The sequence below is a fragment of the Aquimarina atlantica genome, from assembly GCF_000626715.1.
Taxonomy (GTDB): domain Bacteria; phylum Bacteroidota; class Bacteroidia; order Flavobacteriales; family Flavobacteriaceae; genus Aquimarina; species Aquimarina atlantica.
In genome coordinates this window covers 83,957-106,695 of record NZ_AQRA01000001.1, presented here as the reverse complement: position 1 = coordinate 106,695, position 22,739 = coordinate 83,957, and the positions used below count along the sequence as shown (strand labels likewise).

Here is a 22,739-nt window from a genome sequence, read left to right as displayed (position 1 = left end):
TTCTTATTCATAATTCTTCTGTATAGAAAACAACCCCAACCATCAATCAGTAAATAAACTAATTTAATCAATCAACTTATGCAAACCATAGATTGGATCGTACTACTAGGGACCTTACTATTTATAGTGTTATATGGTGCCTGGAAAACCAAAGGCAGTAAAAATGTAAAAGATTATATTCGAGGAGGAAATGATGCACATTGGTGGACCATTGGTCTATCGGTAATGGCAACGCAGGCAAGTGCTATTACTTTTCTTTCTGCTCCGGGACAAGCTTTTCATGACGGAATGGGTTTTGTGCAATTTTATTTTGGAGTTCCTATTGCTATGGTGGTTATTTGTATGGTATTTATCCCAATGTATCATAAGCTAAATGTCTATACAGCATATGAATACCTCGAAAGTCGATTCGATCTCAAAACCAGAAGTTTAACCGCAATCCTATTCTTGGTTCAAAGAGGATTAGCCGCCGGGATTACTATCTTTGCGCCTGCCATAATTTTATCGTCTGTACTAGGCTGGGATCTAATTACTTTAAATATTATCATAGGTATACTAGTAATTATATACACTGTTTCTGGAGGAACAAAAGCAGTTAATATTACCCAGAAACAACAGATGGGTATTATTTTTATTGGAATGTTGGTTGCCTTTTTTATTATCATAAGTTACCTCCCAGAAGGAATTACCTTTTCTAAAGCATTGGATATTGCAGGTGCCAGTGGAAAAATGGAAGTTCTTGACTTCTCGTTTGATCTCGATAATCGGTATACGTTCTGGAGTGGAATCATTGGAGGAACATTTTTGGCCCTCTCCTACTTTGGTACAGACCAAAGCCAGGTACAACGATATTTAACCGGTAAATCTATAAAAGAAAGTCAGCTAGGGCTTTTGTTTAACGGATTACTCAAAGTACCTATGCAGTTTTTTATTCTTTTAGTTGGAGTGATGGTATTTGTTTTTTATCAATTTAATGCATCTCCTCTAAATTTTAATCCCAAAGGAAAAGAAGCTGTTCTTAATACAGAATATGCAGCGCAATATACCACATTAGAAAACGAACTTGCAGAAATTCATGATGCAAAAGATGCTGCAATTAAAGGGTATCTGACCGAGCAAAAACCAGAAAATAAAAATCGAATTCAGGAACTAAACAAAAAAGAAAAAGAAATTCGTGAAACTGCAAAAACAGTAATCAAAAAAGCAGACGCTGCAGTAGAGATAAACGATAAGGATTACGTATTTATTCATTTTATTTTAAACAATCTGCCCAGAGGGCTTATCGGCCTGCTTCTGGCTGTTATCTTATCTGCTGCCATGTCTTCTACAGCTTCAGAGCTAAATGCCTTAGCATCAACTACCGCAATCGATTTATACAAACGAAATGTAGCCGAAGAAAAAAGCGATCAACATTATGTATCTGCTTCCAAATTTTTCACTCTGGGATGGGGTATTTTAGCGATCATAGTGGCTTGTTTTGCCGATTTATTCGACAACCTTATTCAGTTGGTAAATATCATTGGTTCAATTTTTTACGGAAATGTGCTAGGCATATTCTTATTAGCGTTCTTTGTAAAATTTGTACATAGCAACGCTACCTTTGTAGCGGCACTTATTACCCAGGTAATTGTAATTCTTGGCTGGTATTATGACTGGATGCCATATTTATGGCTCAATTTATTTGGATGTGTTCTGGTAATGACTATCGCGATATTTATACAACCCATAATCGGGCCTAAATCAGAAATAACAACCTAATGCATGTTGAAAAAACTATACAATGGGGAATCATTGGGTGTGGTAAAATAGCTCATTTATTTGCTAATGACCTAAAATCGGTTCCTAATGCAAAACTTCATGCCGTTGCAAGCAGGAGTTTAAAAAAAGCTCAGGAGTTTGGGAAGGAGCATCACGCTTCGACCTGTTATGATAACTATGAAGCTTTAAGCCTGGATTCCGATATTGATGTCGTATATATTGCAACGCCACATGTGTTTCATTATGAAAATACGTTGATGTGCATTACTCATAAGAAAGCGGTGCTTTGCGAAAAACCGTTTGCTATGAATACTACCCAGGTCGAAGAAATGATTGCACTGGCAAAAAAGAACAAAGTATTCTTGATGGAAGCGCTTTGGACGTATTTTCTTCCGCATTACTCCTATGTTTTAGATGTTGTTGCGTCTAATACGCTTGGGAAAGTAAAAACACTAAAAGCCGATTTTGGGTTCACAACCGCTTTTGATCCCAACGGAAGGGTATTTAACAAAAAACTGGGAGGTGGTAGCCTGCTGGATGTAGGTATATACCCGCTATTTGCAGCGTTAAGTATTTTAGGGTACCCAGAAAAAGTAAATGCCCAGGCTACTATAGGAAAAACAGGAGTCGATGAAGATTGTAGTATTCAGCTTCTTTACAAAAATGGAGCTACGGCTTCCCTATTTAGTGCCGTTACCCAGGAAACCGATACAACCGCTACTCTCGAATTTGAAAAAGGAATACTCATCATTAATAGTCGTTTTCATGAGCCCTCTTCTATCACTATTCAAAAAGAAGGAAAATCAGAACATATAGAATTTAACGTTACTACAAACGGTTATAACTATGAAGCTATTCATGTACAGGAGATGTTGCTACAAAACCGTACAGAAAGTACAATCATGAGTTTCGAAAAAAGCATCCAATTAATCAAGCTGTTAGATACGGTTAGAGAAAAAATAGGTTTGCATTACGATTGAATTTCTTGCTCATTTCCATTGCTTAAAACCAAAAGCATAGAAGTGTATTTTTATCATATCAAGATGGATATAAATAATTTTAAGTTAATTATAAATCCTCTAGATTTGTAAATAAAAATACGTAGAATATAGGATATATGTCTTATATCCTGTTGTTAGCTGTAAGTCGGAACGAACTCGATGATTGACAATGAATACAAATACAGAATAAATAATGTGATTGACCATATTGAAAAGAATTTGGGCAATGATTTTTTGTTGAACGAATTGGCAAAGATTTCCAACTTCTCAAAATTTCATTTTAGCAGAATATTTCAAGGCATCACAGGAGAAACACCGTTCCAATTAATTCTTCGACTTCGATTGGAAAAAGCTGCATCGCTCTTGATTCATGGAAACGACTCAATCTCTGACATAGCTTATAAATGCGGATTTAAAAGCCTACCTGTGTTTTCAAAAAACTTCAAATCCCATTTCAATGAATCGGCTACTTCGTTCCGAAGGAAAAATAGCAATTTGAATAAAGTGAATAGCACTAAGGATAAAGCCATCGAAACGCCTTCCATTTACATTTGTAATCAAACGAAATTAATTAAATGGAAAATAGATATGAAGAACAACGAAAGCATTGAAATAAAAGAATTGCCAAACATACCTGTAGTTTATTTGAGACATATCGGACCTTATCAAGGAGACGCTGAACTATTTGAAAGATTGTTCAGTAAACTATTTGCTTGGGCTGGACCAAAAGGATTATTGGACAGCGATAATTTTCAAACGGCCATTGTTTATCACGATGACGTTAATGTGGCAGATAAAAGTAAATTAAGAACAAGTGTTTGTCTGACCGCACCGGAAAACACTAAAGTTGATGGAGAGATCGGGAAAATGGTACTTGAAAAAGGAAAATATGTCGTTTCAAGATTTACCGTAAAAGCAGATGAATTTCAAAAAGCTTGGGATTGGCTAATGGGAAAATGGTTTCCAACAAGCGGATATCAACCAGATGACAGAGCTTGTTTTGAATTGTATCCTGAAGAACCCGAAAATGGAATTTTTGTGGTAGATATTTGTGTACCTGTTAGAAAACTGTGAAGGGAATTGATAAAAAAACAGCTATTGTTTTTCCATAAAACCGTTGTCTTCAATTAAGACAGACCTCTCGCCTAAGAGTAATAACATCTCAATTTCGGAGTAAAAAAGCGAAACTATTTGTGTAGCCAAATGACTTCCCTTATATTTGTAGCTAAATGACTTCATAATGAAATTAAGGAGAGATATTTTTCAAGCGATTTCCGACCCAACCCGAAGAGCTATACTGGTAATGCTTACATCTCAAGCAATGACCGCAGGTGCAATTGCCTCGAATTTTGATGTAGCGAGACCGACTATTTCTAAACATATCCAAATATTAAACGAATGTGAACTTGTTGAGCCATCTCGAAAAGGACGAGAAATTTATTATGAATTGAAAATTGACAAAATGAAAGAAATTGATATCTGGTTGGAGCAGTTTAGACAATTTTGGAAGAACCGATTCCAACAATTGGATGATTTACTTTCAGACATGCAAACAAAAATAAAATGAATACAAAACCACTCATTGTAAAACATGAATTTGACGCACCTGTAGCACTGGTTTGGAGAGCACTTACAGAGCTTAATCTAATAAAGCAATGGTATTTTGATATGTCTGAATTTAAGGCCGAAGTGGGATTCAAATTTCAATTTGACGGTAAAGGAAAAACAGGGATTAATTATACACATTTATGCGAAATTATAGAGGTAATCCCTAAACAAAAACTGAAACATACATGGGCATACAAAGGCTATGAAGGTCAATCTGTGGTAACCTTTGAGCTCTTCCAAAATGGAAACAAAACCATTTTACAACTCACTCACGAAGGTTTAGGAAATTTGGCCGATTGCCCAGATTTTGTTCCAGAAAACTTTACAGAGGGTTGGACTTATCTGTTGAATGCATTACAAGATTTTTTGGATAAGCTTGAATCAACTGAAAAGCATGACACTACTTGCCCCAATAATCTCTAAAGAAACAGTTTATCAGTAGAGAAGAAACTATAGTAGAATGAAACGAACAATTGAATTTTTAAGTTTGGTACTTTTGACCTTTTCAGCTTGCAATTACAAAGCGAATAAAATAAGTGACCAACAATACGAGGAGAACAAAATGAAAGAAATAAAAATCGAAAGACAGTTTGATGTTGAACCAGAACAGGTGTACAGAGCATTTACAAATCCAAAAGATATGATTATATGGTGGACGCCAGATACTGAGTTTGATATTGACTTACGTGTAGGTGGACAGTACACAATAACCAGAGAAGAGAACGGAACAAAGTTCGTTATGAAAGGAAAATATTTAGAGGTTGAACAACCCTATAAACTTAAATTTACCTGTGGAATGCCTGACTTCTCACCTGTTACGGATACCATTACAATTGAAATTCAAGCTAATGAAAATGGTAGCTCTCAATTGAGTTTTATTCAAATGGGCGAAGGCATTCACGAAGAATTAAAACAACTTCCTGAAGGAACTATTTCTGAAACTGAAAAAGGTTGGAACTACGGATTTGACTTAATGGAAAAATCTTGGAAAATGAATGAAAATCAAAAACCAATGGTAGAATGTCAAATGATGGTAAGAAAACCAATCGCAGAGGTATTTCAGGCATTCATTGACCCAAAAATCACAACCAAATTTTGGTTTACCAAGTCAAGTGGAAAGCTAGAAGAAAGCAAAACCATTTTATGGGAATGGGAAATGTACAATGTTTCAACAAAAGTTTTTGTAAAAGATATTGTCGAAAATAAGAGAATTTCTACTGAATGGGGCGACCCTGCCACATCAGTTGATTATGAATTTACTGCATTGACAGATGACACAACGTATGTTGTCATTAAGAATTATGGCTTCCATCAAACAGGAAATGATTTAATCCAAGTAATAAATGACAATACAGGTGGATTTACAACCGTATTGGATGGACTAAAGGCTTACCTCGAATTTGGAATCGAATTGAATTTGGTGGGAGACAAATTTCCTCAGATTAAGCAGAAATAATATTCAAAATTGTTAAAAAATTTATTTTTAAACCATTAAGATGCCCGATTTACTAACTAAAGAAACCAATAACAGTATTACTAAATTTATCAATACAATAGAAAATTCTGTGATTGTTGAAGATAGTAAATTGTTATTATCAATTATGGAAGAGATTACAAAAGCAAAACCAAAAGTTTGGGGGAATGAAAGAGTCCCAAATTTTATAATTGGATTTGGAAAGTCTTCGTATAAACGAAAAGGTGGCAACAAAGAGTTAGAATGGTTTAAAGTGGGGTTTAGTCCTACTAAAAATAAACTAACGGTACATCTTAATGTTAATCTTCAACATGAAGACAACTTACTTAATGACTTAGGAAAATTCAGGTCTGGAAAAAGCTGTCTTTACATAAGACAATTATCGGATATCAATTTAGATATTCTAATTCAGTTAATTGATAAAAGTATCCTTATACAAGAAAAAGCATCTATTATGGACAAAACTAAATACGCTGTATTCAACAAGACATATGGAAATAATATTAAAATCACTTAGGAGTTATAGAAACTCTTGAAAATAAGAGATAATGAACACACTAATTTGGATTTTACAAGGATTGATTGCTTTTGTATTTATGTTTTCAGGAATCAATAAAACGTATTTTGATGAAAAGACATTGGTACAAAAAGGCCAAACAGGTGTTGAAGGATTAAATAAATGGTTTATCAAATTTATTGGGACATGCGAAATATTGGGTTCCGTTGCTTTGATTTTACCACTGTTAATCAATAAATGGGTTATTCTCACGCCAATAGCTGCAATTTGCCTTGGATTCATAATGATTCCTGCGGCTTATATCCACAAAAAAAGAAAAGAGCCCAAAAATGTTATTGTCAATATTGCAATTTTAATTGTATGCACAATAATTATCTATTTTAGAATGTAATAAACGGATGTTAACAAGTTCGACGAATAAGAAAAATGGTACAAGTAAGACATGTTGATTTTGAAAGTAAAGACTTTGAGTCGCTTGTAAACATGAGCCAAAAACTTTGGATTGATTTTGAAGAAAAAGAACTTATAAGTCTTTTGAAAGAGATAACTCAATTGGAAAAGAACAAAGTTCTAATGGCTAAAAAAGCAGATGGAAAAAATATCGGATTTTCAATATTCTCAATTAGGACAGATTATGTTGAAGGCGCAGGTAAATCACCCACTGGGTATTTGGAAGGAATTTACGTTGAACCAGAATACAGAAAAGAAGGTATAGCGAAAAAATTCCTCAAAATTGGTGAAAGATGGTGTAAAGAAAAAGGTTGTACACAAATAGGGTCAGATACTTGGCTTACGAACAAACAATCAAGAGAGTTTCATAGAAAAATAGGGTTTTGGGAAGAAGATGAATTAGTACATTTTTTAAAGAATATTGAATAAAAATAATTTTTGAGGATATGAATGCAATAGAAGATCCAATGGGAATCAAGTTAAATTTAGTTGATGACAAGTTTCCATACATAAAATGAAAAATGATAACCAGGAGTCAACAATGGCTATAATTAATTGCTTGTTCTCATCTACTTCTGAAAATCCGCGCGGATTTTCAGTTTGGTGTGTACTTGTAAAGTTAACCGTTAAACCACGCAACTACTCATATCCGAGACCGTTACCATGATTTAACACAAGCAGATTTAGCAAAAAAATTGGGGGTAGCAGGCAAACGGTTAATGCTATGGAAAAGGATAAATATATCCCATCAACAGTATTTGTCTTAAAATTTGCCCGGCTTTTCAAAAAACATGTAGAAGATATTTTCTTTATGGAGGAAGAAGATTAGAAAACAAAAAAGCGCTCCAAATAAATGGAACGCTTTTATGATTTGTGTGTGAAAAAGAGTGTTTATTTGGCTCCCCACTCTGCAAGGGAATCTTTATTCATTTTAACATAGTCGGCATTTCCTGCCTTCTCTGCTAACTCTAACGAAGTTTTTGCTGCTTTTATTGCCCCATCTTTATCTCCAGCCAAAGAATAAATTAAAGATTGTTGTCTATGGTACCAAAAAGCAGGCTCTTTACGTAGTGATATTGCTTTATCAATATGCTCTTTTGCTTTTGCAAATTCTCCAGAATCTTTATAGAAAGTAGCCGCAAGATAGTGATCTCTATCGGTTGGACCCGCCATAGTTTTTTCGATACTGGCAATAGTTTGTGCTTTTGCAGCAGTTGTTATTGTAACTGCAGCTTCTGTATTTGCCCAAATAAAATTCATAACTGCAGAATCCATTTTAAAATCACTAAACATAATCGTAAAGGTTTCTACATTCATAGGGAGTGTATTTGCTTTTACAGTTGCAGTAGCAGCTACTTTGGTATCATCCCATTTTTGTGGAGTCCCCCAATTGTTTGCATCACTATAAAAAATTATTTCCCAATTTTCTTTACCTGGTTTTGTATAAATTGCATATGTTCCTTTTTTTAACTCTTTACCGGCAACTTTTACATCATCGCTAAATGTAATTTGAGTATTTTTATTAGCTCCTGTTCTCCATAGCTTATCATAAGGTACTAAATTTCCAAAAATAGCTCTTCCTCGCATACTGGGGCGAGAATATTCAACAGAAACATCTGTCAACCCGATAACCTGTTCTATTTTAGAAGCAGGACTTGGTTGTGGCGCTTTTACCTGAGCTTCAATTCCTAAAGAAAATAAAGCCATAGAAAGAAATAAGATGATCTTTTTCATTGTAGTTAGTTTAGTTTGTATTGATTTACTTAATGAACTCATCTTGACTTTTCTTTTCCCTAAAAAATAACTGAAATTTACCCATATTTCGTTACTTTTTTTATCCGTAGCCCTTGCTATGAATTTCAAAAAGTGCCTCATCTGGTCAAATTTCTTCTCATTTTCGGTTAAAAACAAAAAGTCAAGATGAGTTCAATGACGAAAATAAGGATTACAACATACATTAAAAGTTAACAAAAACTTAAAATAAGTAATGGTATATTTGTCATCATTTAAAAAAAGTAATGAGAAAATATATTTCTGAGAGCATCGGAACTTTTAGTATGATATTTTGTGGTACCGGTGCTATGACTATTAATGAAGTGACTGGTGGAGATGTCACTCATGTTGGTATAGCAATTACCTGGGGGCTTATCGTAATGGCGATGATTTATGCTTTTGGAGAAATATCAGGAGCTCATTTTAATCCTGCAGTTACGATTGCATTTGCATATGCCCAAAAATTTGAATGGAAAGAAGTTCCTAAATATATTATTGCTCAATGTATTGGTGCCATAGTGGCAAGTAGTATCTTACTCTTTTTATTTCCGGAAAGTGAATTCCTGGGCGGAACTTTACCTGCCTTAGATGACTTAAGAGCATTTGTTCTAGAAACGTTACTTACCTATTTTCTCATGGTGGTTATTATTAATGTTTCTACAGGTTCAAAAGAAACCGGTACTATGGCAGGAATTGCAGTTGGTGGTGTTGTATTGTTAGAAGCTATGTTCGCCGGACCAATGACAAATGCCTCTATGAATCCAGCCAGATCACTTGGACCTGCTTTACTGTCGGGTCATTGGGAACATCAATGGTTATATTTTATTGCTCCTGTTCTAGGTGCGTTATTAGCTGTTTTGACATGTAAACTGGTAAAACCCGATAATTGTTGTAAAGATTGTTAAAGAATAGTACGTTTTACATCGCCTTATTTACCATAAATATTAGGTTTTTTTTTTAGTAGAGTTTCAGTCGTATTACATATCAGATTTACCATAACTAATTTGTTTATTTTGGATGAATATCAAAATTAAACCTAAGTCAATTTAGGTTTTATTACCAGCTACTTTATCCACATAAACTGATTTTTTGGTATTATATCTTATAAAAGTCATTCTTTTTAACATATATTTACAATTGATAAACAATACCCATATCCCCCGATGGAGCATTTTTCTAATGAATTTTGTCAAATAGACCTATACGATCAATATGCTATACTTACTATCAATGAGAATGTAGAATTTTCACTTGGTAGAGCTTCAATATTAAGAGACAAGCTGAAAAAGCATTATGAATCAAAGAGTTTTATAATGATTAGTCATCGTAAGTTTGAGCACAAAGTTTCTCCAGAGATATATAAACAAGGGGTATTAGACAACATGAAAGGATTGGCAATTGTATCTAGTAGCGATAAAGAAAGAGACAAAGCTATTCTAGAGCAGCCATTATACGGCAAATCCTTTGCGTTTTTTAGTACACTCGAAGAAGCAAAAGCCTGGGCAAAAAGTTTTTTCTAACAGAGTTTATCCATATTTTTGTTTAATAAAACAAGATATACATTAAACAAAAATTTAGTAGATTTGTTAGTATACTCTCGTAAGCTATGAAAATCTATACATTAAAAACGAAACAATACCTTCCTATATCTATAGAAAAAGCCTGGGAATTTCTTTCGGATCCCAAAAATCTAAAAACCATAACACCAGAGTATATGAAGTTTGAGGTTGTATCTGGTGCTGATCGTAAAATGTATCCTGGTCAAATCATACAATATATTGTTACTCCAATAGCCGGAATCAAAAACAAGTGGGTAACAGAAATAACGCATGTAAAGAACAAGGAATATTTTGTAGACGAACAACGATTTGGTCCTTACTCATTGTGGCACCACAAACACTTTATTAAAGAAATTCCTGGTGGTGTCGAAATGGAAGATATTATCGATTATAAAATACCACTCGGGATATTAGGACAATTAATTCATCCCATGATTGTAAAACCAAGATTAAAAGAAGTGTTTGAATATCGCAAAAAGAAATTAATCGAATTATTCGGAACAATAGAAACCAAAGCAAGTAATGAAATTATATTTGTGTAAAACTTAAATAATGAGAAAAAATATTCTTCTTATAGGTGGAAGTCACGGAATTGGTTTTGAAATTGCTCTAAAACTATATAATGAGCATAATATATTTATTGCCTCTAGAACTTCAGAAAATCTGGGAAATTTAGAAGTAACCCATATTCCTTATGATGCGTCGAGGGATGAAATCGATACTTCTGTTCTTCCCGAAAGAATCGATGGCTTTGTATATTGCCCGGGTAGCATTAATCTCAAGCCTTTCAATATGTTAACTCCAAAAGTATTTGAAGAAGACATGCAAATTAACTTCATGTTTTTGGTAAAAATCATACACACCCTACTTCCTAAATTAAAAAATTCTAAACAAACAAGTTTAGTATTTTTTAGTACCGTAGCGGTAAAAGTTGGTATGCCGTTTCATACCAGTATTGCAGCTGCAAAAGGTGCAATCGAAGGATTTGCAAAAGCATTAGCCGCAGAATATGCTCCAAAATTTAGAGTAAATGTTATCGCACCATCATTAACCAATACTCCTCTTGCAAAAGGTTTATTAAGCAATGAAAAAAAGAAAGAACTTATGGATAATCGCCATCCTATGAAACGTGTAGGGCAAGCAGAAGATGTGGCAAATATTGCCCGTTTTTTGCTAAGTGATGATAGTAGCTGGATTACAGGTCAGGTTATAGGTGTAGATGGTGGTATGTCTACTCTTAATGTAAATTAATTTATGAAAGAGAAAGTCACTGTATTCTGGTTTAGAAGAGATCTTAGATTAGATGACAATACAGGATTTCTTGAAGCATTAAAAGGAAAGTATCCAGTTTTACCCATTTTTATTTTTGATACACACATTTTGGATCATTTACCAAAAAATGATGCCCGGGTGACCTTTATTTTTGAAACACTTCAAAAAATAAGGTTAACGCTTCAACATCAATACAAAAGTTCTTTATCACTTTATTACGGTACTCCTCAAAAAGTGTTCGAAACGCTAATTTCTCAATACGAAATACAACAGGTATACACCAATCATGATTACGAACCCTATGCAAAAGAGAGAGAGACTCTAATCAAAAATATTTTACAAAAGCATACGATTCAATTACATACTTTTAAAGATCAGGTGATATTTGAAAAAGACGAAATTGTAAAAAAAGATGGCAATCCATATGTGGTATATACCCCCTATAAAAATAAGTGGAAAGAAGTATTTGATCCTACCCTATTAAAAATTCATGCTACAAAGTTATACCTTAACAATTTAATTAAGAATACCGATCTTCCTAATATAACACTACAGGAAATGGGGTTTGTAACCTCATCTATCAAAGTTCCGGATTATAATATCTCACCTGATCTTATTCAAAATTATGAGGCCACCAGAAATTTTCCATCAAAAGAAAACGGTACTTCAAAAATAGGTCCTCACCTTCGTTTTGGAACAGTAGGAATTCGATCGGTTATCAAAAAAGCAATTGCCGAAGATAATCAGGTATTTTGGTCAGAGCTTATCTGGAGAGAGTTTTTTATGCAAATCCTATGGCATTACCCATATACAAAGGACTCCTCTTTTAAACCCAAATATGATCGAATCGAATGGAGAAATAACCAACAGGAATTCGAAAAATGGATGAATGGCCAAACAGGATATCCATTGGTAGATGCAGGAATGCGTGAGCTTAATCAAACAGGATATATGCATAATCGTGTACGTATGGTAGTTGCCAGTTTTCTTTGTAAACATTTATTGATCGACTGGCGGTGGGGCGAAGCTTATTTTGCAGAAAAACTACTAGACTATGATATGGCTGCTAATGTAGGTAATTGGCAATGGGCAGCAGGCTCTGGTGTTGATGCTGCTCCTTATTTTAGAATCTTTAACCCTACTACACAAATCACCAAATTCGACAAGCAACTTTCCTATATCCATACCTGGGTAAAAGATCATAATGAGTTTACTTATCCACAACCTATGGTAGAACATAAAATGGCACGAGAACGTTGTCTTACAGTATATAAGAAAGCTGTTGGCTAAATCAAAAATTATAACATTACTTTAAAAATACTAATCTCGTTTTTTTGTAAATTACCGTATCACAATTCATTCATAAACCAATACATTAAAAACATGAATACACAACAAGTGGCCAATCGTTTAGTAGAACTCTGTCGCCAGGGAGAAAATATGCAAGCTCTTAAAGAATTATACGCTCAGGATATAGTAAGTAAAGAAATGCCAGGATCACCTAACGAAGTAACTTCTGGTATTGATGCTGTGATTAAAAAAAGTGAGGATTGGTATGCTTCTGTCGAAGAGTATCACGGTGGAGAAATATCTGAACCCGTAGTAGCCGAAAATCATTTTAGTTGTACCATGAAAATGGATTGCACTTTTAAAGAACAAGGTCGTATGCAAATAGAAGAAGTTTGTGTATATAAGGTAAATGATGGCAAGATTACCGAAGAGCAGTTCTTCTATTCTATGCCAAATTAATAATATTATGTATTTCAAAAATTAGGTATAATAAGTAACCGATCTTTTATATCAGGAAATATTGAGATCATATTTCTTTTGAGTGACTTAATCAAATACAACAAAAATGTGTGTTTATAGCCTCTTTTTCTAACTATAAACCTCTTTTATTTGTTAAAAAATTAACACATCATAGCCTTCGATGGGGTACTTCGTAAGTACCCCCTCCCTACTTCGGGACTACCCTCCCCCTACTACAAAGGCAAGTGACTCCTGTGTTAAACACAGGACGTACTTCTGTTCAACACAGGAGCCACCTCTGTTTAAAGTACCCCTGGTCTACATTTGAAGTACCCCAAACCGGGTATGCATCATGACACCCCTACTACACTAAGTACCCTCTATCCATATTAACTACCAGATAGGGTACTTATATAAGTACCCCCCTCCCACTTCTACAAGTGGGTTTTGAGGATTTATAAAGTAAAATAGGCATGTATTATTCCTTTTTGTCAAGAATACCTTAATGATATCATGCAAAATATTTCGAATCAATCGTTATAAGAATTTCAAAATTTGCTGTAGCGCAGGATTACGATTGTCTTTTTTCCATATCACAGAAAGTATTGCTTTCTGAGGTATTTTAGGAATCTCTAAAAATTTTACGCCCAGATCAAAACCCTGTTGTAACGAGGTAGGAACAATAGCAACTCCTAACCCACTCTCTACCAATTTAAATATAGTCTGTGCATGCACCGACTTATGTGTTACCTTGGGGGTAAATCCTTTATCCTCGCAAATACTCATGATTTTATCATAATATAAAGAACTATAATCTGATGAAAACAAAATGAAATGCTCTTCAGATACTTGTGCAATACTTTTAAAAGTTTTTGATGTAAGTCGATGTTCTAACGGTACTACCAAAGAAAACGAGTCTGTATGAACTGTTTTCTTTTGAATACCTTCGGGTACACGTGCTAATCGTACAAAACCAAGATCTAACTGATCTTTTTCTACAGCTTCTACCTGTAGATGATTAGACATCTCCTCTAAACTAAATTGTATATTGGGGAGCTCTTTATTTACCATAACCAATAGTTCTGGAATAACTGTTTGCATAGCTGATCCCAAAAAGCCAATTCTAATCTCCCCATTACTTCCCTGATCAATCAATCGGGTTTGTCGTATCGTAAAATCAATATGGTTAAAAATATAATCTAATTCCTTCTTAAGATATACTCCCGCAGCCGTTAGTGTTACCTTTCTTTTATTTCTCACAAAAAGAACAACACCTATTATTTCTTCCATTTGCTTGATTTGTCTACTTAATCCCGGTTGAGAAATAAACAATCGATCTGCTGCTTTTCTGAAATGTAACTCCTCGGCTACTGCCATAAAATAAGTAAAGTGTCGAAGTTCTATTTGATAACTCATAGTTATTAATTAATGATCAAATTAGTATTTCTAATTATCAAAAATAGATATTATTTTAGTAAAAAAATAGAAATACGCATATGTCAACCATAACAAACCACTTTTCATTTGGAGAAGACTACCTAACCGCAGGTATAGCAATACAAATTGCTCGTGGAGAAATTACCGGAATTATATCTGAAACTTCTCGCGATAGCGTAAAAAAAAGTCAACAGGTAGTAGAAAATATTGTAGAAAAAGGAGCACCTGTATATGGCATTAATACAGGTTTTGGACCACTTTGTACTACAAAAATATCTAAAGAAGAAACCAATATACTACAAAGCAATATCCTGCAAAGTCATAGTGTAGGTGTTGGCGAACCCATAGATACCGAGATTGCTAAGCTTATGCTAATTCTCAAGATTCAATCTTTGGCAAAAGGATATTCTGGTATTGCAGAAAAGACATTAGACAGGATTCTGTGGCATATTAATAATGATGCCATACCTATTGTTCCCAGCCAGGGATCAGTTGGTGCATCAGGAGATTTGGCTCCTCTCTCTCATCTGTTTTTACCTTTATTGGGGTTAGGAAAAGTCGAATATCAAAATAAAGTCATCACCACACAAGAATTGTTTGACACCACAGGCTTAAAACCTATTGATCTTGGTCCAAAGGAAGGATTAGCCTTAATTAACGGAACTCAATTTATTGCAGCACATGCAGTACAGGTAGTTGCAAAATTACATAGCTGTTTGACACAAGCAGATATTATAGGAGCAATGATGATCGAGGGACTACAAGGCTCTGTAAAACCATTTTTTAAAGAACTACACCAATTACGTCCTTATAAAGGAAATATCCATGTCGCTTCAAGAATAAAATCTCTATTAAAAGGTTCTGAAATTATGGAAGATCATATCGATTGTGATCGGGTTCAAGATCCTTATTCTTTACGTTGTATGCCGCAAGTGCATGGTTCATCAAGAAATGCATGGCTACATTTAAAAGAGCTTCTCGAAGTAGAATTAAACTCGGTAACCGACAATCCAATAATAATTAACGAAGAGCTAACTATTAGCGGGGGTAGTTTTCATGGGCAACCGCTGGCTATGGCAATTGATTATGCATGTTTGGCAGCTTCAGAACTGGGCAATATTTCGGATAGAAGAATTTACCTGGCATTAGAAGGTAATTCTCCTGGTGTTCCTAAATTGTTAATGCAAGATACAGGTATCAATTCCGGATACATGATTTTACAATATACTACAGCTGCATTAGCAAGTGAAAACAAAGGGTTATGTTTTCCATCTAGTGCAGATAGTATTCCTACTTCTCTTGGCCAGGAAGATCATGTAAGTATGGGATCTATCGGTGGCAGAAAAGCACTAAGAGTAATCGAAAATCTAGAGAAAATATTGGCCATAGAGTTATTAACTGCCGCCCAGGCATTTGAGTACAGAAAACCTTTAAAATCAGGAGCTATTCTAGATGAAATTCATAAAAAAGTACGAGAAGCTGTATCTTTTGCAGATAAAGATAGGGTATTTGCAGATGATATTGAGAAAGGAATTAAAATCATCCAAAACAAAACTATAATTGCTACTGCTAATCAAGTATCCATAAAAGAAAACGTATCGCTAGACACAAAGTTTTCTGGTGAATTTGAAACGTACTAGTTCAAAAAAATAAATAGTTCCCTTAGCTTGATATAAAGGAAAAAAATATAATATGACAACATATACATTAATAGGTCCAATCACGCAACTTATCCCGTTACAGAAAATTGGTATTAAAGGCGCGATAAAAGATCAGGATCTCGAAATTATTGAGAATGCTGGTATTCTTATTGAAGGTGAAAACATTCACACCATTGGCGTTTTCTCTGATTTGAAAGAAAAAGCCAATGCCCTACATGCAGAAATCATAGAATTACATACGGATTATGTATGCACTCCCGGATTTATAGATGCCCATACACATATCTGTTTTTCTGGATCCAGGGCTAATGATTATGCCATGCGAAACGCAGGAAGATCCTATTTAGAAATAGCCGAAGCTGGTGGAGGTATCTGGGATACCGTTACCCAAACCAGAAAAGCAGAACAACAGCTACTTGCAGATGGCGTTATAAAACGAGCAAATACCTTATTAAAAAGAGGAATCACAACTGCAGAAGTAAAAAGTGGCTACGGGCTTTCGGTTACAGAAGAACTTAAAATGCTACGTTCCATAAAAACTGCAAATAGTAGTACAGCAGCAGATTTAGTCTCTACCTGTCTAGCCGGGCATATATTGCCTAAGGATTTTGATGGAGATCACAAAGCATATCTCGAAGAGATGAGCACTACCCTTTTTCCTATATTAAAAGAAGAACAGCTTACCAACCGAATTGATGCTTTTGTTGAGCAAGGAGCATTTCTCCCCTCTGATATCTACCCATATTTTGAAAAAGCAAAACAGATGGGATTCGATATTACGGTGCATGCAGATCAGTTTAACACGGGAGGTAGCGAAGTAGCTGTAAAAGTAGGAGCTATTAGTGCTGATCATCTAGAAGCCAGTACCGAGAATGAAATACAAATGCTAGCTCAAAGTAATGTGATTTCGGTGGCATTACCTGGTGCTTCAATAGGATTAGGATGTGATTTTACTCCTGCCCGAAAAATTCTGGATGCCGGAGGAGCATTAGCTATTGCCAGTGACTGGAATCCTGGTTCGGCGCCAATGGGTGATTTGCTAACCCAGGCATCTATACTAGGAACATTTCAAAAACTAAGTAATGCCGAAGTTCTTGCCGGAATTACATGTAGAGCGGCGGCGGCACTTAATCTTGATGACAGAGGAAGATTAGATTCTGGAATGCTTGCAGATTTTAACCTGTTTGAAACAGCGCATGTACATGAAATCTTTTATCACCAGGGAAAACTCCTCCCTTCGCAGGTATGGAAACGAGGAAATTTAATAATGAATATTGAATAACGAATACGGAATATTGAATATTGAAAAAATTACAATCTAAAACCGTAAAATGTAAAACGACAAAGAGTAACGGAAGTGAGAATGTTTAATATTAAATGATGAACACCAAAAAACTCACTCCTTTAACCTAAAACCCTATACCCGATACATATGAATTTCAAAGAACAAATACTTCAAGGGATTCCTAAAATAATGCCTCCAAAGAGATCTTTGGATTCTACAATTAGCCGTGCTCCCAAAAGAAAACAAATCCTTTCTAACGAAGAAAAAAAACTCGCGCTTAAAAACGCTTTACGATATTTCCCAAAAGACTGGCATAAAGAACTTGCCAGTGAGTTTTTAGACGAACTAAATACATTTGGTCGTATCTATATGTATCGTTTTATGCCAGAATATGCGATGTATGCTCGTCCTATAGATGAATATCCTGCAACAACAAAGCAAGCAGCGGGGATCATGCTTATGATTCAGAATAACCTGGATCACGCTGTCGCACAGCATCCTTATGAATTAATAACCTATGGAGGTAATGGAGCTGTATTTCAAAATTGGGCACAGTATCTACTAACCATGCAGTACCTGGCTACCATGACCGAAACACAAACGTTACATATGTACTCGGGGCATCCTATGGGATTATTCCCTTCTTCAAAAGATGCACCAAGAGTGGTTGTAACCAACGGAATGATGATTCCTAATTATTCAAAACCTGATGATTGGGAAAAATACAATGCCCTGGGAGTAACGCAATATGGGCAAATGACTGCAGGAAGCTATATGTATATTGGTCCTCAGGGTATTGTGCACGGTACAACCATTACTGTAATGAATGCTTTTAGAAAAACATTAAAACCCGAAGAAACACCTGCCGGTAAAATCTTTTTAACTTCTGGATTAGGAGGAATGAGTGGTGCACAGCCAAAAGCCGGAAATATTGCAGGATGTATTACCATCTGTGCAGAAGTAAACCCAAAAGCCGCTCAAAAACGCCACGAGCAAGGTTGGGTAGATGAAATCATTGATGATCTAAATGATTTGGTAACCAGGGTTCAAAAAGCAATGGAACAGAAAGAAACCGTTTCTATTGCATATCAAGGTAATGTTGTAGATATCTGGGAACGTTTCTATGATGAAAATATCTACATTCAATTAGGGTCTGATCAAACATCATTGCATAACCCATGGTCGGGAGGATATTATCCTGTAGGACTAAGTTATGAAGAAGCCAATACCCTAATCAGTAACGATCCTGAAGCATTTAAAAACAAAGTTCAGGAATCGCTTCGCAGGCATGCCAATGCCATTAATAAACATACCGCAAGAGGTACGTATTTCTTTGATTACGGAAACGCATTCTTACTCGAAGCTTCTCGTGCAGGAGCAGATATCATGGCCAAAAACGGTATTGATTTTAAATACCCTTCTTATGTACAGGATATTTTAGGGCCTATGTGTTTTGATTATGGGTTTGGACCGTTTAGATGGGTATGCACCTCTGGGAAACCAGAAGATCTGGATACTACAGATCAAATCGCCCTGGAAGTGATGGAAGCGATCAAAAAAGTTTCACCAAAAGAAATTCAACAGCAGATGCAGGACAATATTACCTGGATCAGAGAAGCCAAGCAAAACAAACTTGTGGTTGGTTCTCAAGCTCGTATTTTATATGCCGATGCCGAAGGAAGAATCAAAATTGCTGAAGCGTTTAACAAAGCAATACAAAGTGGAAAAATCTCGGCTCCGGTTGTGCTGGGGAGAGATCACCACGATGTGAGCGGTACCGATTCTCCTTATCGCGAAACCAGTAATATTTATGACGGTAGTAAATTTACTGCAGATATGGCAATTCATAATGTGATCGGAGATAGTTTTAGAGGAGCTACCTGGGTATCTATCCACAATGGTGGTGGTGTTGGATGGGGAGAAGTAATCAATGGCGGATTCGGGATGTTACTTGATGGAACTGCAGAAGCTTCAGAAAAGCTGGAACGCATGTTATTTTATGATGTAAATAATGGAATCTCAAGAAGAAGTTGGGCTCGAAATGAAGAAGCGCTGTTTGCTATAAAACGCGAAATGGAAAGAACTCCGCAACTTAAAGTAACATTACCTAATTTGGTAGATGACGAATTCTTAGAAGGTTTTATGTAAGTCACCGTATATGGAAATTACTGTCATAACAGCTGATACCTTTAAAATCAATACCTGGTCGGGAGGTACAACCACGCAATTTTTTATGTATCCGCCAACGGCAAATTACAAGGAGTTAAATTTTGATTTCAGGTTAAGTATGGCAACTGTTGCAGTAGAAAAATCTGTTTTTACTTCGCTTCCGGGAGTATCGAGAATACTACTGGTTTTGGACGGAGAAATAACATTGCAGCACGAAAACCAACATACCAAACAGCTTTCTAAATTAGATAGTGATGTATTTGAAGGCGGTTGGAAAACATCTTCTATAGGAAAATGTACAGATTTTAACCTGATGACTACCGGTAATACGGTTGGTACATTAGATGCCCGTAATGTTACCCAAAATGAAAACATCTCATACGCTATCCAAAATAAGCGAGATTGGGTGTTTGTCTATACGTATTCTGGAGAAGTTAGTGTTAATATCAATGATAAAACATATACAATTAGTCAATCTGATATGTTGATGGTACACCAGCCAATAGCAACGACGATTCGTATTAATGCCATAAAAGATAGTACCTTAGTTTTTTCTGAAATAACAACTAATTATTAAAAATATAAACGTGTGAATCTATTTAAGATTACAGAAGCCGAAGCACCAGTAGTACCTATAATTATAAGTGTACCTCACTCGGGAACAAAGTTTCCTGCAGGGATAAAAAAACAGTATAAAAAAAGAATGCGTAAGCATCTTGATGATACCGATTGGTTTGTACACAGGTTGTATGAATTTGCACCTGCTATGGGAATTACTGTGATTAAAGCTAATCTAAGCCGATGGGTTATCGATCTTAATAGAGATCCCAAAAGTGTACCGCTATATAACGATAACAGGCTTATTACCAGCAATACTCCTGTTACAGATTTCTACAGTAATAAAATTTATAAATCCAAAGAATTCGAACCCGATGAAACCGAAATTAAAAGAAGATTAGATACCTATTACTGGCCCTATTACGAGCAGGTTAAGACCCTGATAGAAGATAGAAAAAAGCAGTTTGGCAAGGTATTACTTTGGGATGCACATTCTATTCGTCATAAAGTAAGCACTATACAAAAAGATCCTTTTCCCGATATGATTTTGGGAAATAACGATGAGAAAACGGCATCGCCCGAACTTATTACGGCTGCACTAGACGGATTAAAATCAGGACCTTTTGAAGTAAATCACAACTCTCCTTTTAAAGGAGGGCACATTACCCGTTACTTCGGAAATCCGGAAAACAACATTCATACGCTTCAGCTCGAAATGAATAAGATTTTATATATGGACGATAATGAAGTTACGTATAATCAAGATCGTGCAAAAGAGGTACAACACGTATTACAAAACACCATGGAGCGTTTGATAGAGACGCTACAGCAATAAAATTCTGAAACACACTATGAAAACCTATCATTTTAAGGGAGTATTACAAAATACCGGCTGGAAAGAACATACAGGAATCACTGTGAATAACGAAGGTATCATTACCGATATTTCTTCTTTTGATCCACTACAAAAATCCAATGAAATCATTGATGGTTTTGCGATTCCCGGGTTTCAAAATGCACACTCTCATGCTTTTCAATATGCAATGGCTGGTTTGGCAGAAAGACATGAAAACACGACTTCTACCCCAGATGATTTCTGGGGATGGCGAGAAGCGATGTATCAATTGGCATTAACGATGAACCCAGAGCAAATGGAAGCCATAGCAACCATGCTCTATGCAGAAATGGCGCGTCATGGATATACGAATGTAGCCGAGTTTCATTATGTACATCACGATAAAAACGGAGTGCCCTACATTAACCTTTCAGAAATGGGGAATAGTCTTATTTCTGCAGCCAAAAATGTGGGTATAGGGATTACCCTAATTCCTATTTTTTATCAAAAAGGTGGTTTTGGACAAGAACCAAACGATAGACAGCGAAGATTTATCTCTCCTACGATTGATGAGTATCTAACCTTATTAGAATCAAGTAAAGCCGCTTGTAAGCACTATCAACATGCTAATATTGCGGTTGGTATTCATTCGATGAGAGGAGTTGAACCATCTGATATTGCAGAGATTGCAAAATCCGGCCCCCAGGATATTCCATTTCATATTCATGTATCAGAACAATTAAAAGAGATCGAAGACTCTGTAAAATACCTGGGAAAACGTCCTGTAGAATGGCTATTGGATCATGTAGATATGAATGACAGGTTTCACCTGGTACACGCAACACATCTAACGGATCACGAAATCGATGGAATTGCAAAAAGCAAGGCTAATGTAGTACTTTGTCCCAGTACAGAAGGTAATTTGGGTGATGGATTATTTCCGTTAAGGAAATACCAGGAAAATGGCGGAAAATGGAGTATTGGTACCGATAGTCATGTAGGGCTAAATCCATTAGAAGAGTTACGTATTTTGGATTATGGGCAACGTTTAATTTCTCATAAAAGAAACACCTACTCTTCTCATCAACAAGGAGATTCTGGAATGTACGCAATAGAAATGGCAACAAAAACAGGAAGAAAAGCGATGAATAATTTTACTTCAGATTTCTTTAAAGTCGGAGAACCGCTAAATGCCTGTATTATTGATGCTTCATCACCATTACTAGCGACTACTGCTACACAAAACCTGGCATCGACTATAGTATATGCTACAGATTCTAATATGCAATTAGGAACTATTGCTTATGGAAAAATGATTGTAACAAACCAAAATCATACAAAGTATCTGGAGATAAAAGAAAAATTTGCCAAAACCATTACTGCTTTAAAAAACAGGTAATATTTCTGATTACATAACACCTGTTATGAGGTATTGAGAGTAGCTTTTCGAGTGTCTCGCTTTTGGGTGTAGTGTATCGAGAATAAGATTATAGAGAAAGCATTTAGATGTACAACGGTTTTACATAGGTACTTCACATATAAAACCCTCTAAGATTTCACTAGAGGGTTTTACACATTTAACCACTTAAATTACAATCATATAAACTCAACTTAGTATAAAGATACTGTACTA

24 protein-coding genes are annotated in these 22,739 nt (G+C 35.4%); 22 read left to right on the top strand and 2 right to left on the bottom strand.

The window, feature by feature from the left end; all coding sequences use genetic code 11:
* Positions 1–78: 78 nt before the first annotated feature.
* From ATO12_RS00490 to ATO12_RS26420, 10 genes are all read left to right on the top strand, one after another.
* Positions 79–1,758 carry a sodium:solute symporter gene (locus tag ATO12_RS00490; RefSeq protein WP_034237642.1) on the top strand — a complete coding sequence of 560 codons (1,680 nt, stop codon included), beginning with the start codon at positions 79–81 and terminating at the stop codon, positions 1,756–1,758.
* A complete protein-coding gene (locus tag ATO12_RS00485) occupies positions 1,758–2,738 on the top strand; it encodes a Gfo/Idh/MocA family protein (RefSeq protein WP_205625215.1) in 981 nt (326 codons plus the stop codon). The genes ATO12_RS00490 and ATO12_RS00485 overlap by 1 nt, the downstream gene beginning before the upstream one ends.
* A gap of 180 nt (positions 2,739–2,918) precedes the next feature.
* Positions 2,919–3,833 carry an AraC family transcriptional regulator gene (locus ATO12_RS00480; protein WP_034237638.1) on the top strand — a complete coding sequence of 305 codons (915 nt, stop codon included), beginning with the start codon at positions 2,919–2,921 and terminating at the stop codon, positions 3,831–3,833.
* A gap of 166 nt (positions 3,834–3,999) precedes the next feature.
* Positions 4,000–4,326: a metalloregulator ArsR/SmtB family transcription factor gene (locus tag ATO12_RS00475; protein ID WP_034237636.1), complete on the top strand. Its 327-nt coding sequence runs from the start codon at positions 4,000–4,002 to the stop codon at positions 4,324–4,326.
* On the top strand, positions 4,323–4,790 hold the full coding sequence (locus tag ATO12_RS00470) for an SRPBCC family protein (RefSeq protein ID WP_051575506.1): 468 nt from the start codon (positions 4,323–4,325) through the stop codon (positions 4,788–4,790). Before ATO12_RS00475 ends, ATO12_RS00470 begins: the two co-directional genes overlap by 4 nt.
* Before the next feature lie 37 nt (positions 4,791–4,827).
* The gene (locus tag ATO12_RS26620; RefSeq protein WP_117589989.1) at positions 4,828–5,823 is read left to right on the top strand and encodes an SRPBCC domain-containing protein; all 996 of its coding nucleotides are present in this window, start codon (positions 4,828–4,830) and stop codon (positions 5,821–5,823) included.
* A gap of 40 nt (positions 5,824–5,863) precedes the next feature.
* Positions 5,864–6,358: a DUF1801 domain-containing protein gene (locus ATO12_RS00460; RefSeq protein ID WP_051575505.1), complete on the top strand. Its 495-nt coding sequence runs from the start codon at positions 5,864–5,866 to the stop codon at positions 6,356–6,358.
* A gap of 31 nt (positions 6,359–6,389) precedes the next feature.
* A complete protein-coding gene (locus tag ATO12_RS00455) occupies positions 6,390–6,749 on the top strand; it encodes a DoxX family protein (RefSeq protein WP_034237635.1) in 360 nt (119 codons plus the stop codon).
* 35 nt (positions 6,750–6,784) lie between these two features.
* Positions 6,785–7,237, top strand: coding sequence for an aminoglycoside 6'-N-acetyltransferase (aac(6'), locus tag ATO12_RS00450; RefSeq protein WP_034237632.1), 453 nt, complete (start codon positions 6,785–6,787; stop codon positions 7,235–7,237).
* A gap of 265 nt (positions 7,238–7,502) precedes the next feature.
* A complete protein-coding gene (locus ATO12_RS26420; protein WP_394331710.1) occupies positions 7,503–7,637 on the top strand; it encodes a helix-turn-helix transcriptional regulator in 135 nt (44 codons plus the stop codon).
* A 62-nt stretch (positions 7,638–7,699) separates the two neighbouring features.
* Here the strand turns inward: ATO12_RS26420 and ATO12_RS00445 are convergent, their stop codons facing one another.
* Complete coding sequence (locus tag ATO12_RS00445) at positions 7,700–8,542, bottom strand: DUF2911 domain-containing protein (RefSeq protein ID WP_034239063.1); 843 nt, start codon at positions 8,540–8,542, stop codon at positions 7,700–7,702.
* A 284-nt stretch (positions 8,543–8,826) separates the two neighbouring features.
* Here ATO12_RS00445 and ATO12_RS00440 point away from each other — a divergent pair, with 284 nt between their 5' ends.
* From ATO12_RS00440 to ATO12_RS00415, 6 genes are all read left to right on the top strand, one after another.
* The gene (locus ATO12_RS00440) at positions 8,827–9,486 is read left to right on the top strand and encodes an MIP/aquaporin family protein (protein ID WP_034237631.1); all 660 of its coding nucleotides are present in this window, start codon (positions 8,827–8,829) and stop codon (positions 9,484–9,486) included.
* Positions 9,487–9,744: 258 nt separating this feature from the next.
* Positions 9,745–10,101, top strand: coding sequence for a hypothetical protein (locus tag ATO12_RS00435; RefSeq protein ID WP_034237628.1), 357 nt, complete (start codon positions 9,745–9,747; stop codon positions 10,099–10,101).
* An 86-nt stretch (positions 10,102–10,187) separates the two neighbouring features.
* Positions 10,188–10,682, top strand: coding sequence for an SRPBCC family protein (locus tag ATO12_RS00430; protein ID WP_034237625.1), 495 nt, complete (start codon positions 10,188–10,190; stop codon positions 10,680–10,682).
* A gap of 10 nt (positions 10,683–10,692) precedes the next feature.
* Positions 10,693–11,391: an SDR family NAD(P)-dependent oxidoreductase gene (locus ATO12_RS00425; protein ID WP_034237623.1), complete on the top strand. Its 699-nt coding sequence runs from the start codon at positions 10,693–10,695 to the stop codon at positions 11,389–11,391.
* 3 nt (positions 11,392–11,394) lie between these two features.
* On the top strand, positions 11,395–12,702 hold the full coding sequence (locus ATO12_RS00420; RefSeq protein WP_034237621.1) for a cryptochrome/photolyase family protein: 1,308 nt from the start codon (positions 11,395–11,397) through the stop codon (positions 12,700–12,702).
* 93 nt (positions 12,703–12,795) lie between these two features.
* Positions 12,796–13,161, top strand: a complete 366-nt coding sequence (locus ATO12_RS00415) for a nuclear transport factor 2 family protein (protein ID WP_034237620.1) — start codon at positions 12,796–12,798, stop codon at positions 13,159–13,161.
* Positions 13,162–13,698: 537 nt separating this feature from the next.
* On the opposite strand, the gene ATO12_RS00410 is transcribed toward ATO12_RS00415, so the two are convergent.
* A complete protein-coding gene (locus ATO12_RS00410) occupies positions 13,699–14,577 on the bottom strand; it encodes a LysR family transcriptional regulator (RefSeq protein WP_034237618.1) in 879 nt (292 codons plus the stop codon).
* Positions 14,578–14,657: 80 nt separating this feature from the next.
* On the opposite strand from ATO12_RS00410, the gene hutH reads away from it, so the two are divergent.
* From hutH to hutF, 6 genes are all read left to right on the top strand, one after another.
* Positions 14,658–16,238: a histidine ammonia-lyase gene (gene hutH / locus ATO12_RS00405; protein WP_034237615.1), complete on the top strand. Its 1,581-nt coding sequence runs from the start codon at positions 14,658–14,660 to the stop codon at positions 16,236–16,238.
* Positions 16,239–16,290: 52 nt separating this feature from the next.
* Entirely contained in the window at positions 16,291–17,541 is a 1,251-nt protein-coding gene (gene hutI / locus ATO12_RS00400) for an imidazolonepropionase (RefSeq protein WP_034237613.1), read from the top strand.
* A 150-nt stretch (positions 17,542–17,691) separates the two neighbouring features.
* On the top strand, positions 17,692–19,692 hold the full coding sequence (locus tag ATO12_RS00395; protein WP_034237611.1) for a urocanate hydratase: 2,001 nt from the start codon (positions 17,692–17,694) through the stop codon (positions 19,690–19,692).
* Positions 19,693–19,702: 10 nt separating this feature from the next.
* On the top strand, positions 19,703–20,290 hold the full coding sequence (locus tag ATO12_RS00390) for a HutD/Ves family protein (RefSeq protein ID WP_034237608.1): 588 nt from the start codon (positions 19,703–19,705) through the stop codon (positions 20,288–20,290).
* Positions 20,291–20,302: 12 nt separating this feature from the next.
* Positions 20,303–21,106 (top strand): N-formylglutamate amidohydrolase, encoded by an 804-nt coding sequence (locus ATO12_RS00385; protein ID WP_034237605.1) that lies wholly within the window; start codon positions 20,303–20,305, stop codon positions 21,104–21,106.
* A gap of 16 nt (positions 21,107–21,122) precedes the next feature.
* Positions 21,123–22,505 carry a formimidoylglutamate deiminase gene (gene hutF, locus ATO12_RS00380; protein WP_034237604.1) on the top strand — a complete coding sequence of 461 codons (1,383 nt, stop codon included), beginning with the start codon at positions 21,123–21,125 and terminating at the stop codon, positions 22,503–22,505.
* The last annotated feature ends 234 nt before the right edge of the window (positions 22,506–22,739 follow it).